Here is a 13,366-nt window from a genome sequence, read left to right as displayed (position 1 = left end):
ATATCAGGTTCTGACGTAATTTTGGCATTTATAACAACGGTCATGCGCCGTTATACCACGATAGGCTATACCGCGTTACTTCAGAACATGGTCGTTTATAAACTGATACATTATATCAGGTATCAAACTCAAACCTATCTTGCGACAGCATAACGGATTCATGTGTAACCTGAGCGTTTATAAACTGATACACTATATCAGGTATCAAAGTCAAGTCTATCTTGCGACAGCATAACAAGTTCTTCCGTAACTTGAGCGGATATAACAATGTGTACGTGCGGTTATACCGGGATAGTTTATAACAAGGTCAGTGTTTACTTGTGACTGGATAGCTTGTCGCTTGCGGGTTGTAACTCGTGGTGTCGGCAGCAGCTTCCACTTTGTCAAGCATTGCTTCCGTCAGGTCTTCGGTTTGGTAAATACCGTAACGGTCTTTATACAATACATTCCAGGCTGGGCAGTAATTGATCGGATTTGCGGGGCTTAAAATCAATACCGTATCGCCGGTAAAACGAAAAACCGCCCGGTCATCCGTTTCAAATGTGTCGTCCGAGGGTTCAGGCAACCCTTTTTTTATACTTAATTCCGGGGCAGCCTGTTTTTCCGGCCTTTCAAAAAAGCTGTACCGCAGGCCAAAGAAAATATTGCCTGCCAGTAAGATCAGAATAACGAACGCCGACACGGGGCCGGTAAAGATGTAGATTGGTTTGTTAGTTGCCATGATATTAATTTTAAGTGAAAATTGATTGAATTACTTGCCCATCTGCCGGATGACCTGGCGCAGGACAATGATGATTTCTTTGTGCTGGCGGTTATAAGTTTCAAAAAGCAGGTTAAACCGCTCAATGACGACCGCCGACAAAATGCCCCGCTTCTTAAGGGTATTGGCATAGCGCGCCAGTTGATTGATATTATTACCTGACCTGCCTAATTCCGCTCCGATGATGTCCAGGCTGCCGATAAGCGCAGCCGCGTTGACTACGACATTCCGGGCGTTTTCCAAAACTCGCAGCCTGATCAGGTCGGTTTTAGAAATACCTAACTCTTTTTCCAGATCAAGAATGAGCTGATATTCTTCCTCGGTAAATCGGGTATCTATCTTTTTAGCGCGCTTGCCGCTATCCTTTTGGGGGCGGCCCCTGAGTTTGGGCTGGCCTTTTTCTCTTTTCATAGAGGGAACGAGTTGCGAGTTCCCGATACTCCTTAATCTGCCGCGTAGGTACGGAGCGGCAGTTTAAGGCAAGAGGTTTTTGTCTGATAAAAATGGAGTGAAACGTAATTTTTGTCGGACAAAAACACATCTTGCACGGGTAAAAACGAAAGGGTATCGGTGTAACACGTTACACCGGTCAAAGAGGACGGTGTACCGCCTGGATAGCATTGAAAAGTTCAAAGGCTACCTGTGGTACAATGGCATTGCCATAAGCTTTTATACTTGCGTTCCGCCACTTCGAAAAGGCAATTCCGTCCAGTTCACGGGGAATCCCATCATTTCTGCCACAAACCGGGGGTTGAGTGGGCCATTCATCCCAGCCAGGAATTTCACCGTACCAGGCAGGCTGCTTTCCTTTCCCTGATAATCTTTGGCCTGCGGGCCTTTCCAGTCCCTCGCCGTAGGTGTAGGTAGCAAAGCGATCAGCCTGCTCAGCGTCATGCTGTGCATACTGCCCTCTTTCACCTGGGCCGATCTCATTTTCGCGGTTGACTGCGTACTGTCCATCGCTGTTACCGTTGGGGTCAGTCCGTGCTGAGCCGCCATGATCAGTAGGGCGTCCCGGATGGAACGCTGCCTTGGTTTGCCGTCTTTCCTCATCAGTTCCGTTACTTGCAGCGTTTCCTTGTCTATCACCATACGCGGGATTTGCACGGTGTTGGGCGTGGGCAACAAACCAGGTTCGGTCCCGGCGGTGCGGGGCGTTAACGGCGCAAGCTGGAACACACAGAACGATTGGTGTGCCATCCTCAAGCTGGGGTAATAAATATCCTGCTGACCCAATTTCTGCAATAATGCTTCCAATGACTCTTCGCTGGAGGCGGATAATGGTGGCGTTTGCTTCCTGTTCATTGTCCGAACAAAAAAGCTCAATCGCTTTGACCTCCATTTCAGATAAACTCTCCGGCTCCAGAATGGTGAACAATCCAGCAACGTTTTCAAGAACGATCCAGTCGGGCTGGACTTCTGTAATAATTCGCCGAGTTTCCGGCCAGAGATAGCGGTCATCTGCCTTGCCCTTTCGTCGTCCTGCGCTGCTGAAGGGCTGGCAGGGAAACCCGCCGCTGAGGACGTTGATTGTCCCCCGATAAGGAGTTGCATCGAATTGGTGTATGTCTTCATATTGTTCGGTTTGGGGCCAGTAGAATTTTAAGATCTTCCTGCAAAAAGGATCTTTCTCACAGGAAAATATGTTATACCATCCTTTCCAGGTGGCAGCCATATCAAAACCGCCTATCCCGCTGAATAAACTCGCGTGTGTAAGCATGTGTATGGATTAGTTAAGTAGCTGGTTACCCGGTAACGGGATATGCCCTATCAGCGGGAGAATGCTGATTTGAAAAGAACCTCGGTAGGCTGTTGATAAGCGAAGTCCTGATTTGCCTTTATACTGGCGCGCAAATAATCATTGTAATCGCCATAGCCTTGGTAGGTGGCCGAACGGTCAATGGCTGTTGGCAAAGCTTTAATAAATTCAAGTGATGCCTGCTCGCCGGATTTATCCCTGTCTAAATAAAGATCAATTTCATTGAAGTCGCTGGCTTTTTTAATGCCGGCCTGTAATAAGGCCAGGGAGTTCAGCACTAACACATTGGAATCGGCTTCCGGGTTTAAAGTCAGCCAGCTTAAATAATTGATATAGCCCTCAAACACAGCCAGACGGTCATTTTCACCTGGAATCAGGGTCAATCCTTTATGGCCCAAACATCCTTTGAAATATTTGTTGCGGACTTCCCAACCTTGCACCTCGTTCTGCCAGCCTGCGGCAAAGAATTGTTTGCGTTGTTTTTTCTCGTCCTCTACATAATAATAGATTTCCTTTAAACGGCCTTCCGCTGCTTCCCATACACCACGCTGTTGCAGGTATGCAGTAATGGCGGGGTTGTTGCCTAATTCCTTAATATCCTCGATCTGGTAATGTGGGACTTTCAGAGCGTGCCTGCGCCTGGTGTTTGGTTCGGCATCCGGCTTTTGGCTGGTGAGCGGCAGGTTGGAAACGGCTACGATCTTTTCCAGTACTTCTTTAAAGGGCAGGTTTGGCCAGTATGCCAGGCTGAAGTCAATAACGTTACCGCCTTTGCCCAGCCCGTGATCGTACCAGACACCTAAATCATCATTAACGGCTAAGGAAGGATTGGTATCCGAATCGCGCAACATGCTGATATACAGCTGTTCCTTTCCGGATGCCCGTACGGGGTAATAGCCCAGCCGGGTGAGCAGCCCGACCAAGGAAACCTGTTCCCTGATCTCGCTCGCATTTAAATAATTAGACATAAGATTTGAATTAAGATTTATAAAAAATGGTGGGATTTCGCGTGATGCGCCTTATAATCTTTGCAGTAAGATTTTGGCCTTGACAATGGCCTCTATTTCCATGCGATCTATGCGCCAGCAGGCAGAATGATTGCCGTCTTTGCGAATGGTGATGAACCCCTTTTCGGCCAGGTGCTCAATGTTAGCTCTTCCATATTTTCGGAATGCCTCAGATTTATTGAGGTATGGTTTCAGTTTGCCAGCTTTGGTAAGCGCCAGTATCGCACCGAGTTCAGCGGCTTCCTGGATGATGATCTTAAGATCGTGGGCTGATATTTCAAACTCCATTGGTAAATAAGTTTTGAGGTATCCTGTCAAAGCCTACGGTCACAGATGCAAACTGCGCCGCCCGCTTTCTGGCGGCAGGCAAAAATTCCGGGTGGTTAAGAATCAGAAGGCTTGGAAAATCGTTTTTATGGTCATATTTCCAGCATAGGTAGTCGGTAAGGTCAGTAAAAACGAGTAGCCTGTCCGGCTTGCCAGCAATAAAGGTCATTCCTTTCGGGCCGATGCATCCGGTATAACGGGGATGCCTGATCTCCCAACCGCCATTTTCGTTGGGCCAGCCAATAGCGCAGAAGTTCTTGCGTTTTTGGTTTTCATAGACTTTGTAATAGTATACTTCCCGAAGTGGGCCGGTTACGAGTTCCCAAAGTCCGCTGGATTCAAGACAGGTACGGACAGACGGTGTATCGCCCAGGGGAATATCGTACTGAACCCGGTAATAGGGCAATTGTGCAGGCTTCCGCTTTCGGTGGCAGGAATTGTTTTGATTAACGGTTATTGTATTCATTTTCGAATGATTATGAAAGAAAAAAAATATGGAACCGGTAATGGGTAACGAACCCAAAGAATCCGCTTTTACCGGTATATAAGAAATCCGGGATTACCTGCGTTAGCCTGTACAGACTATGCCCAAACGGGCTGCCCAAGGATCACTGGTATCCGGTTGCCGCCTGTAAAAACGTACAGAACGGGCAACCGCAGCTGCTCTTGATTCCCGGCTCTGCGCCGGGTAATGCTTCATCCCATGTTGTCAAATAACGGTCGTTACCGCTCTGCCACCGGCAGATAGGTGATCCGGTTACTGGCCGCAGCGATCTGCTCCAGTTTAACCCGGTCGATACCTGATGCGGAGATGAAGTGCCGTCCTTTGACAGGCTTAAATAAGCCTTCAGCGATCCAGCGGTCAACCTGCGACCGACCATATAGCCGGTAGGCTTCGGCTTTACTGATCCGTTCTTTCTGAATGCCGGTTTCTGACAGTGTTTTGGAAATGCTGTCGTTAACTGTTTTCAATAGTAGGCGGGCCAGTTCAGTCGGTTTCATCATCTTCCCATTGGTGATCATGGGAGCAAAGCAAGTGGATGGAATGAACGAAAACCAGGAAGTAAATTTTGGAAAAGACTTCACCCCCGCAGGAGATGGCTCTGAAGGCCGTTTTGGGATGAAAATATTTTGAAAAAAAATGAAGAGGGAAATTATTCAATAGCGATTAAATAATCGTGTGGAGTTTTAGAGGATCGTTTATCTTTGCGGAAATAGAGAAATAGGTATATACCCACAGTGGTATTACAGCTAAATATAGAGCGATAGTTATTTATCCTGGCATTTGGGAAACCGCGAATTTTTCAGAGATGTACCGTGGATGATGGACTTCGCCCATGCAAAAGCGTGGGCCTGTTTATCTGCGTACATCAGGGTCTTCGCGGTCCCTCCAAATGCGCAATAAACTGAGCCCACGCTTTTATTTTGAACTGGGTTCGATGTTAAATGACTGATCTTTAACTATTCATATATCGTATATCTGTAGATTGATTTATCATAATTCGTAAATTAGTTCATTAAATAGTGCAATATTCATGCAAAAGATTTCAAATTCCACTAAACTTTTGGCAAACCTGGATGCCAGTGACGAGTTTAAGTCCCGTGCAGCAAGTATGGGTATCAATTGCTTACAGGATGTGCTGGATCAGGATGTACGACAATTGAAAGCACATCCCCTGTTTACTTATTTATGGTACACAGACTTGCTCAATTTACTGAAACAGGAAGGGCTGCTGGATGATTTTCAGGATAAGCTATCGGATTGAACGCTTTATACTCCTGACGTTGAACTTCAAATCAAGCCAGTCGAGCATAAAGGTCAGCAAATCCCATAACTTTAGCACCGTTGTAAACTCTACATCAGTGGATCGCTTCAGCAAATTGGCCGATGAAATAAATGGCGCTTTATCCGTGTAAAAATGTATTGCAAAAAAAGTACACATTTCGGTAATCCCCGTCTTCAATATAAACTTCGTTTCTTTCAGCATTCGCACAAATAAGGCAAACACCGGAACGGGAATATCAATGAGCATCCGAAAGGCGTGTTCAGCTTCCAGCTTATCTTGTATGGATTGACGTCGGTGCGATAATAATTCATCCAGATAAATAGCCTTTTCGTTATAGAACTGCTGTAATTCCAGCTTTAAAGGAAGGTGGCCTGGATATAATCCCTGGCCCGATATAATCTTTTTATTACTTAGGGCTTCTCTTTCCTGCAAAATATATTCATATTCCTCATGGAGGCCGTCAATTTGAAACCTTTTCATATTTACCGCATTTGTCAAATGCAGATAAAATTCCGGTAAATTAAAATTTAACCGTATGAGCAAATCCGTTAGTTCATCCGTACTGAAAATTTCCAGGCCGGTAATTTCATGAATTAGGCAAGTAAGGTATTCTTTACCGGCAATTGTCAATTTCCCGGGGGCTAAAAGTCCGTTCATCCCTTTGATAATCAGCTGTACCAGCACAGGATCAATTGCCATATTCAACAGAATGACTTTCAGGCCATAAATCCGGTTGCGCAAAGAGGGAATAACTTCTCTTAATTTATAATCGGTAATTTTTAAATTCGGGGCAGAATATTCCGGGAAGTTTTCTTCCGTAAAACTGAGCAACTCTTCGTAAATCGCAAGTGATTTCCTGTAGCATGTTCGGATCTGATCAGCCCATTTATGCCCTGACCAGATTTTTTGATCCCTGCATAAATACTGGTTTAGCTTGTTGCTCAATAAGGTTAGTTGAATTTGCTGCGCTTTCAGGTATCGCATTTTCTCACCATCATCCGCTACACCCAGCAGGTATGAAGAGATGGCAATCCGCCATTCAGAACTTTCCGACTTCAGTACTGTTTTCCAGTTTTCAAAATCCGCAGTTGTAAGGTTACTGCCTGATAATTCCGCAGGTGCGATGGACTCGGTAACCCATGCGAGCAGCTTAGAAGATGTATCATTCATAATAAAAATATATTGGTCAAGTATATTTTATCCCATCACATCCTTTCTTTTAGAGGCTTTATTGTTTTTTTCGGGAGAACGTATCTGTCAAAAATCCAGAATCTTTCAGAAAAGTTCGCGCATATTTCTGCGCGAACTCATGATTTTATCAGTAATTAGCCGTATTTGAGGGTGATTTCTCCTTCTTTAGCCGGTAGTTTAAGTAATCCTTCCCTCAGCAACCGATTTCTTAAATCCCGTAAGGTTCCTTCTGCAAGCAACAAATAAGAAGCTATATCCCGATCCCTCAATACTTTTCCCGGCTCAATAAGTTCCGGGTACTCCTTGTAAAATGTTTCCACCATTTGTATTCCGGGTAAAAATAGTAACTGCTTATGCCGCACTTCTTTTTCCTCAGCCATACTTAATCTTATTCGGCCCAGTTCCTGGGTTTCCGGGAACTTGCGGTAGACATCGTCAAGTTGATTTCGGGTCATGTGCAATGCGTAAGATCCTGCACAAACCATCAGGTAATAAGTACTTGGGATCTGCCGGGTAAAACTTTGCCCGGCGACGTGCTCATTCTCCCGGTAAATCTGAAGAACTTGTTTGTCGCCGGAATCAGTAAAGTTATACGCTACCATATTACCGCTGGCCAGGAAGAATATTTGATCAATAATTTCACCTGGAACGTAGAGAATTTCATCCTCCGGGTAAAATTTAGCACCTATTACCTCATCGAGATAAGCGTAGGTAGCTGCGCTTTGTGGTTTATAAGTGTCATACAATTTATAAAGACGATTTAATATTGGATGATGTTTTTTCATAGTCTTGATTTTTATATACGGCAGGCAGGTGCCTCCGAAGTAGATGAATAGCCCGTCAACTGATTTTCAGTGAAAATTAGCAGGTATTGCAAGAAGGGGGAATGACTTCGAGGCTAAAAAGGATAAATGCCTTACCCAATGAACATTAAAAAGCCATCCCGCAAATTCTTGCAGGTCATACGCTTGTTCATATTTGGCATTCAAAAAAAATAATTTCCCGTTAGTGGGAAGCGTTATAAAACGCCCTATGGTTAAACAATTTAATTTATAGCTGTAGGCAATGTGTTTTATTGCTTATCAGTTAATCTAATTTACTAAATACTAAGTATTAAATTTGTTGTATTATTCCACAACATAATGTACCTTGCGTTAAAGAAGTAACCGTTCTGGTTTACTTTGTGATAAGGTTTAGGTAAAAAAGGCTCGGCGCAATGTTTGGGCCTTTTTGTTTTTATCTTAATTTCAAATCACGTTCCTGAAAATTGTTTTTGTTGTATTATTCCACAACAAGTAATATATTGGTTACTAAATCTTATTACTATAATGGCACGAATTAGAAACCTAAACGAATTTCATAAAGCCATCGTAAACGTAAAAAAAGCAGCGCATCAAATGCGTCTTGAATTAGAACGTAGGGAGGCTTGGTACGCAGGCAAAGATGATTACTACAAACTGAGTAAAAAGGGGCAGGAATGGCCTGAGCATCTTTTTGAAGTTCGCCAAGTCGTAGAGGCTATCGAGGATTTAGAGTTCGTGGGGAAGAAATTCAATATCAGTTACGGGGAAGTGGTTTTTCCGCCCTTCAAAACGCTTCATTATGAAAAGGGATGAGTATTTTGAAAAGCACCCCGTATACAATTTACTACCTTTCCAATCCATCATCGGTCTGATCCAAATGATGATTGACGAGGGTTTAGTAGATGCGGATGAAAAGAATGGGTTTTACCGTGATTTTAAGGACTTCCGAAAACATGTAGCCAAAATGTACGAACGAATGAAGCATGAACAAAAACAGGAATATATTGCCTATTTTCGTTATAAACATCACTTGTACAAACCTTTCAATGGTGAATAAGCATCTTAGTATATATGTTGCCATTGGTTGGTTCATCATTAGCTCAACTGCCTTTGGCCAGCAAATTAAAGGTGTTTATTTTGGTCAACGTGCCGATAGTGTCCAGGCTTTGGTCGCATCGGAAGTGCAGTCCCATTATAATTCGGGGGGATGGCTGATGAAGTTAAATGCCCGAACAATTGACTTTAAGGGAGAGATCAGGGAAGTTGTATTGTGTAAGGAAAATGTTTTGATCCACAACTTTGATAAAGGCATAAATTTATGCGTTCACTATGTGATGTCCAATGGTGTATTAGTAGCAATTTCGACCCAATATGCCAACCTCAGTATAGCAGAAATCAAAAACCTGTTTTCTCCGGATAGAAGAAATATCGGCGGCTATTTTTTCGATAGCGATTATCGGCATTACAGTAGGCTATTTGTTGCCAACAATGGATTAGCGACCGATGAATACCGGCAGACGATTTGGACAGAGTTACCCTTGCAAGTCCGCCAACAATTGGAAATAATGGCAACCGGGATGCATTAATTGTCCTGTAGAAGAATATTAATGTTTCTTCACCGTATCGGGCACTGCGATTTTCAATTCCCCATTTGCAGGAGCGTCTATAATAATCATGTGCCTATCCAATTTCTTTTTAGTCCTTGATATTTCCGGTTTTAATTCCGAAATATCAAGCAGATCATACGCATCCATACCATAATAATGCGGCAGATCTCCATGTTCCTCATGTTCGAGGTAATAAATTACGCATGAAATGTCCTTCCTGTGCTGTTTGCCAAAACTTTTGATTCCGGACTTATACTTGCTTGAGAAATCAGCCTCCAGCTTTCTATGGTCGCGCAATAAATAATAGGCCACATACATTTTAATAGCTTGTCGCAGTTGAATGGACGGTATAAGCTTTGCATCTATGAAAAGATTAACAGATTGATTGGCCGCGTTATAACCTACCACATAACTGTCATTCACTGGCTCGATATATACTTTTTTTGGTGGCGTGTAGGCCACCAAAAAAAAGCTAACGCTGATTAAAATTTTTAACCTGGTTTTCATCTCTCTTTTGTACATTAATTAAAATAACATCACTTTTTCCTGCTGCCTCATTTAGTTTTACACGATTTGAAACATCACCGATAAACCTATTAACACCCTCGTTGCTCGCATCCTTTAAGGTAAGTGTAAAACACCCTTCAGAACCTGTATTATGGGTTTGACCATCGGCGTTAATATATTTGCCACCAACGTGTATTTGTATGTTTTTCCTCCCATCGGCAACACCGCTGCCTGGATTATCCCGGTCGCTCAATTCTACACGCGGCCCTTGTCCATGGCCATAATCACTACGGATTTGCCCACTATATGTTTTGTCTCCGTCTTTTGGCTCGAACGTTGTATTATCAACACGGTATTTTTGTTTATCATCACCGGTATAGATGCCATTAGGGTCTTTGTTAGCCTCTGGTGAATCCCTGGTGACCGCATACTCCGTTGTGGAAGTTTCGCCTGTGACATCATCTGTCACAGTCATTTTATAGACATCTACGTTTGCCCCCCAGCCGAAACCAAATGCTTTTGATCCCACGATCCTGATCAAAGATTTTTCGTTTTTGCCGTCCTGTTGCTCATTCTCCTTAGTAATCGTAATACGTACTGTGTCACCTCTCGGATCAATATTACGGATCGGGTTGTTTAATACATAGTTATAAGGTGACCATTTATAGTACTTTTCTGCTTCCGGGTCTTGAACGTGCCATCTGGCTATTACCGGGTCATAAAAACGCTTACCATAATCAAGTATATTCAAGTTTTCCTGCAACTCTTTTCCGTTGTACTGATAATCTGTTCGGCTTGATGTGATGGGGCTTCTTTCTTTACCTAAACCAAATGGATAGTAATCCTGTTTCTGTAGCAGCTCTGCCTGGTGTGTAGAGGGGTTTTTGTAAAAGGCGATACGGGTATTACCAAGCTGATCTTTTACCCAATATTCATAAATGTAGGAATTTCCTGATCTTCTTGCCTGTCCTTCGTCGGTTAGCAATACTGACAAGCTATTGTTTTCGTATTGAATGCCACCATCATAGTCAGTTGTCTTATTTTGATAATGATTTACGCTTCTCAGTTTATTTCCAGCTGCATCATAAACGTATTCATATTTCAACCCCGTGTTATCGGACAATGTTTGCGGGAGACTAAGTACATTGTAAGCAATAGAGCTGATATTACGGGTATCATCATGTGTTACGTTCCCGTTTTCATTGTACTGGAAGTATTTGGCGCTGCCAAATGAACCGCCACTTACTGCGTTCAGGCGATTTCCTAATTCGCCTCCATAATTGTAATCATAGCTGATTGTCTGGCCATCGCGGGTCAGTGACCTAATATTACCGACATTATCATATACGATACCGCTTTCGCTCATATCTGCGGCGGAGCCGGACAACATGCGGCTCATTTTATCATAGTTATAGGTAAATGTATTCTGATTAGGACTAGCCAAATCGCCCCAATTAACGGCTGTTACGTCTCCGTTAAAACGTTGATTTTCCTCGTATTTCAGGCTCATGGCAAACTGCGGTGAGCTAATGGTCTTTGCCCAACCACGTGGATTATAAGTATAATTCACAGCGTAAAGGAAACTGCTGGCATCAGGTGAGCTATTATTATAATCTTCTGAATGCAGGTATTTAGTCATCAACTGGCCAACTTCGTTATAATCGTAACGGGCAAGTACAATCGGAGAAGATGTTACCCCATCACTTCCAGTTATTTTTTCCTTGATAAGTTTTTTTCGTCCCATGTGATCATAGGTAATATCATTTTGCACAGTTACACTGCCATTGATAGAATTATGGGTTCGGATGATTTGGGTGATGTCATTAGTAAAATCATAGCTACGCACGCTTCTGTCTTTTCCTCCTATATTATTGTCCCCGACACTTTCTCTTAGCCTACCGTTATCGTCGTAATAATTCACGGTTAATAGCATAGTGCTTGTACCTAACACATTGGTTTTGCTGCCGGTAACCAATGATTTGGTCATATTACTGACACCTGTAGCCGAGGATGCATAATTGTTATTACCGGTTGGTATAAAACTATAATCATCGTAGTAATTAACCAGTAAAGTATTTGTCCAGGCAGTTGGAAATGTTGCAACACTATAGCCTAAAGCGGAATTATCGCGGTTGTCCCATTGTGCCGATTGATTATCTACCTGCCCTTGCATATAATCTCGATAGGAAGTGTTTGCCTGGCTACTGCTATGTTGATAAATGCCTGAAACGACGATTTGGCCAAAGGCGTTATACTTCATCACATTCCATTCCTGGGGTGCTTTTGCTCTTTGTACGGCATCCTGCGTCATTACGGGCAAATCTATCTTGTTGTAAACAATGTATTGCCAGCCCCTTCCGGGAAGTTTCTTTTCAATGATGCGATTTCTGCCATCGTAGTGATAAGCATAAATAAAATTCCTGAATACAGCATCCGATTCAGTAAAAACTGATGGTAAAGTAACCTCCGCTGGTAGTGGTGGGACAACATAGCGTAAATTCCCCAAATCGTCGAATACCGAATAAGTGCTTAATAGTCCATTATCGCTCTGTACCTGTTTTAATACGATCTTATTTTCTTTATCCTTAAAAACTGTACTGATATTGCCGTTTTCATCGGTTGTAATCGTTTTATAAAGCGTATTCGGCTGGTAGTAGGTACTTCCATCTGCGCCAGTTGTCGTGACATTCCAAATTTTCACCTCATTCGCCGCATTGGTACTGTAAGTGGTTTGAATGGCATGCCCTTGTGATAGCTGCCAGGCATCACCGGGAGCACCTTGTTGTGTAACCCGGTTTAAGGGCGACGGCTCAAATTGCGTTTCAGCAAAAGGGCTCAAAGTGGCCGCAATAGCAGGAGCGCCTGGGCTTGATGGATTATAAAAGGCTTTTACAAGTGCATCGGGATCACCAACTTTAAAACTACCGTTCGCGGTCGAGGATATAAATGGTTGATACTTTTTCGTTTCTCTGCCGAATTGATCATAAACAAATGGTTGTACTACGTCCTGGAGGTTAGGGCTTCCTTTAACCTGCGTTGTTTGAATTGGCCTGCCTAAACCATCAAAGTACTGTACCGATGCCATTACCTGGCAGGTTGTATTATTGGGATCAGCGGGATTGGTTATACCGGCGATCCGGGGCGTATAAGTTGCGATATAGTTTTGGTTATTGCTTAATGTTGTATTTAAAGCAACGCATTGCCCCAAAGAGGGATCAATGTACGCGCGAAAAGTAGCACCAGCGGCGGTGCTGAAGCCTGGACTTAATTTAATGCTATGCGGCGCAACAAATGTTCCTGATTGATTAGGCTGATTCAAGGTAGTATCCCTCTGGGCATAGGTGTTTTTACCTTGGAATATTGACAGACATAAAACAACTAACAACGTATATCTCCGCTGCTTTGATGATAATGTTCTTATTTTCATAGAAGGTTAGGTTAGAGGGAAATAACTAATTAAAGGTAAGTGATTTATTTTTAATTATTATAATATTGGGGCGTGGTTGTTGTCGTTTATTGAACGTTTGATGAATTTACATTACTCGCTTTATTATTTAGCGAGAGATCGATTTTTGCAACTGCGTCAACCTTTTTTTTTCATCACCCTTTGCGTTTTTT

Annotated in this window: 15 protein-coding genes and 1 pseudogene; 4 read left to right on the top strand and 12 right to left on the bottom strand. The window is 43.1% G+C overall.

From position 1 onward, the window contains the following. Window positions 1-307: 307 nt before the first annotated feature. The 8 genes and pseudogenes from BDD43_RS03560 to BDD43_RS03530 all read right to left on the bottom strand — a co-directional run bounded on the left by BDD43_RS03560 (window position 308) and on the right by BDD43_RS03530 (window position 4,858). Window positions 308-721, bottom strand: coding sequence for a hypothetical protein (locus BDD43_RS03560; RefSeq protein ID WP_121196396.1), 414 nt, complete (start codon window positions 719-721; stop codon window positions 308-310). A gap of 30 nt (window positions 722-751) precedes the next feature. Further along, window positions 752-1,171 carry a plasmid mobilization protein gene (locus tag BDD43_RS03555; RefSeq protein ID WP_121196394.1) on the bottom strand — a complete coding sequence of 140 codons (420 nt, stop codon included), beginning with the start codon at window positions 1,169-1,171 and terminating at the stop codon, window positions 752-754. 258 nt (window positions 1,172-1,429) lie between these two features. Next, window positions 1,430-1,867: a hypothetical protein gene (locus BDD43_RS30515; protein ID WP_246001437.1), complete on the bottom strand. Its 438-nt coding sequence runs from the start codon at window positions 1,865-1,867 to the stop codon at window positions 1,430-1,432. Window positions 1,868-2,189: 322 nt separating this feature from the next. Beyond that, window positions 2,190-2,435: pseudogene (locus tag BDD43_RS31020) on the bottom strand (DNA cytosine methyltransferase); the annotation flags it as partial. 95 nt (window positions 2,436-2,530) lie between these two features. Next, window positions 2,531-3,487, bottom strand: coding sequence for a toprim domain-containing protein (locus tag BDD43_RS03545; protein ID WP_121196391.1), 957 nt, complete (start codon window positions 3,485-3,487; stop codon window positions 2,531-2,533). A 51-nt stretch (window positions 3,488-3,538) separates the two neighbouring features. Continuing rightward, a complete protein-coding gene (locus tag BDD43_RS03540) occupies window positions 3,539-3,814 on the bottom strand; it encodes a hypothetical protein (protein ID WP_121196390.1) in 276 nt (91 codons plus the stop codon). After that, the gene (locus tag BDD43_RS03535; RefSeq protein ID WP_121196388.1) at window positions 3,804-4,319 is read right to left on the bottom strand and encodes a hypothetical protein; all 516 of its coding nucleotides are present in this window, start codon (window positions 4,317-4,319) and stop codon (window positions 3,804-3,806) included. Before BDD43_RS03535 ends, BDD43_RS03540 begins: the two co-directional genes overlap by 11 nt. A gap of 257 nt (window positions 4,320-4,576) precedes the next feature. Continuing rightward, a complete protein-coding gene (locus BDD43_RS03530; protein WP_147425562.1) occupies window positions 4,577-4,858 on the bottom strand; it encodes a hypothetical protein in 282 nt (93 codons plus the stop codon). Window positions 4,859-5,388: 530 nt separating this feature from the next. On the opposite strand from BDD43_RS03530, the gene BDD43_RS03525 reads away from it, so the two are divergent. After that, window positions 5,389-5,619, top strand: a complete 231-nt coding sequence (locus BDD43_RS03525) for a hypothetical protein (protein WP_008506536.1) — start codon at window positions 5,389-5,391, stop codon at window positions 5,617-5,619. On the opposite strand, the gene BDD43_RS03520 is transcribed toward BDD43_RS03525, so the two are convergent. Both BDD43_RS03520 and BDD43_RS03515 read right to left on the bottom strand, forming a co-directional pair. Then, window positions 5,608-6,810 carry a hypothetical protein gene (locus tag BDD43_RS03520; protein ID WP_121196387.1) on the bottom strand — a complete coding sequence of 401 codons (1,203 nt, stop codon included), beginning with the start codon at window positions 6,808-6,810 and terminating at the stop codon, window positions 5,608-5,610. The two genes, BDD43_RS03525 and BDD43_RS03520, sit on opposite strands and share 12 nt — an antisense overlap. 155 nt (window positions 6,811-6,965) lie before the next feature. Continuing rightward, a complete protein-coding gene (locus BDD43_RS03515; RefSeq protein WP_121196386.1) occupies window positions 6,966-7,616 on the bottom strand; it encodes a Crp/Fnr family transcriptional regulator in 651 nt (216 codons plus the stop codon). Between the two features lie 543 nt (window positions 7,617-8,159). On the opposite strand from BDD43_RS03515, the gene BDD43_RS03510 reads away from it, so the two are divergent. From BDD43_RS03510 to BDD43_RS03500, 3 genes are read left to right on the top strand one after another with little or no spacing between them, the layout of a single operon-like run. Further along, window positions 8,160-8,447: a hypothetical protein gene (locus tag BDD43_RS03510; protein WP_121196385.1), complete on the top strand. Its 288-nt coding sequence runs from the start codon at window positions 8,160-8,162 to the stop codon at window positions 8,445-8,447. Then, on the top strand, window positions 8,434-8,691 hold the full coding sequence (locus BDD43_RS03505; protein ID WP_121196383.1) for a hypothetical protein: 258 nt from the start codon (window positions 8,434-8,436) through the stop codon (window positions 8,689-8,691). Before BDD43_RS03510 ends, BDD43_RS03505 begins: the two co-directional genes overlap by 14 nt. Continuing rightward, complete coding sequence (locus BDD43_RS03500; protein ID WP_121196381.1) at window positions 8,681-9,220, top strand: hypothetical protein; 540 nt, start codon at window positions 8,681-8,683, stop codon at window positions 9,218-9,220. The genes BDD43_RS03505 and BDD43_RS03500 overlap by 11 nt, the downstream gene beginning before the upstream one ends. An 18-nt stretch (window positions 9,221-9,238) precedes the next feature. Here the strand turns inward: BDD43_RS03500 and BDD43_RS03495 are convergent, their stop codons facing one another. After that, a complete protein-coding gene (locus BDD43_RS03495) occupies window positions 9,239-9,748 on the bottom strand; it encodes a hypothetical protein (RefSeq protein WP_121196380.1) in 510 nt (169 codons plus the stop codon). Beyond that, the gene (locus BDD43_RS03490) at window positions 9,714-13,175 is read right to left on the bottom strand and encodes a DUF6443 domain-containing protein (RefSeq protein ID WP_121196378.1); all 3,462 of its coding nucleotides are present in this window, start codon (window positions 13,173-13,175) and stop codon (window positions 9,714-9,716) included. Before BDD43_RS03490 ends, BDD43_RS03495 begins: the two co-directional genes overlap by 35 nt. Window positions 13,176-13,366: the final 191 nt, after the last annotated feature.

The organism is Mucilaginibacter gracilis, assembly GCF_003633615.1.
Taxonomy (GTDB): domain Bacteria; phylum Bacteroidota; class Bacteroidia; order Sphingobacteriales; family Sphingobacteriaceae; genus Mucilaginibacter; species Mucilaginibacter gracilis.
The sequence above is the reverse complement of the archived record's forward strand: the minus strand, read 5'-3'. Positions and strand labels throughout refer to the sequence as shown.

Excerpts from the sequence above, each read along its gene's own strand:
- BDD43_RS03520 (WP_121196387.1), bottom strand. The coding sequence starts at position 6,810 with ATGAATGATACATCTTCTAAGCTGCTCGCATGGGTTACCGAGTCCATC.
- BDD43_RS03535 (WP_121196388.1), bottom strand. The coding sequence starts at position 4,319 with ATGAATACAATAACCGTTAATCAAAACAATTCCTGCCACCGAAAGCGG.
- BDD43_RS03545 (WP_121196391.1), bottom strand. The coding sequence starts at position 3,487 with ATGTCTAATTATTTAAATGCGAGCGAGATCAGGGAACAGGTTTCCTTG.
- BDD43_RS03555 (WP_121196394.1), bottom strand. The coding sequence starts at position 1,171 with ATGAAAAGAGAAAAAGGCCAGCCCAAACTCAGGGGCCGCCCCCAAAAG.
- BDD43_RS03490 (WP_121196378.1), bottom strand. The coding sequence starts at position 13,175 with ATGAAAATAAGAACATTATCATCAAAGCAGCGGAGATATACGTTGTTA.
- BDD43_RS03515 (WP_121196386.1), bottom strand. The coding sequence starts at position 7,616 with ATGAAAAAACATCATCCAATATTAAATCGTCTTTATAAATTGTATGAC.
- BDD43_RS03510 (WP_121196385.1), top strand. The coding sequence starts at position 8,160 with ATGGCACGAATTAGAAACCTAAACGAATTTCATAAAGCCATCGTAAAC.
- BDD43_RS03495 (WP_121196380.1), bottom strand. The coding sequence starts at position 9,748 with ATGAAAACCAGGTTAAAAATTTTAATCAGCGTTAGCTTTTTTTTGGTG.
- BDD43_RS03540 (WP_121196390.1), bottom strand. The coding sequence starts at position 3,814 with ATGGAGTTTGAAATATCAGCCCACGATCTTAAGATCATCATCCAGGAA.
- BDD43_RS03560 (WP_121196396.1), bottom strand. The coding sequence starts at position 721 with ATGGCAACTAACAAACCAATCTACATCTTTACCGGCCCCGTGTCGGCG.
- BDD43_RS03505 (WP_121196383.1), top strand. The coding sequence starts at position 8,434 with ATGAAAAGGGATGAGTATTTTGAAAAGCACCCCGTATACAATTTACTA.
- BDD43_RS03530 (WP_147425562.1), bottom strand. The coding sequence starts at position 4,858 with ATGATGAAACCGACTGAACTGGCCCGCCTACTATTGAAAACAGTTAAC.
- BDD43_RS03500 (WP_121196381.1), top strand. The coding sequence starts at position 8,681 with ATGGTGAATAAGCATCTTAGTATATATGTTGCCATTGGTTGGTTCATC.
- BDD43_RS03525 (WP_008506536.1), top strand. The coding sequence starts at position 5,389 with ATGCAAAAGATTTCAAATTCCACTAAACTTTTGGCAAACCTGGATGCC.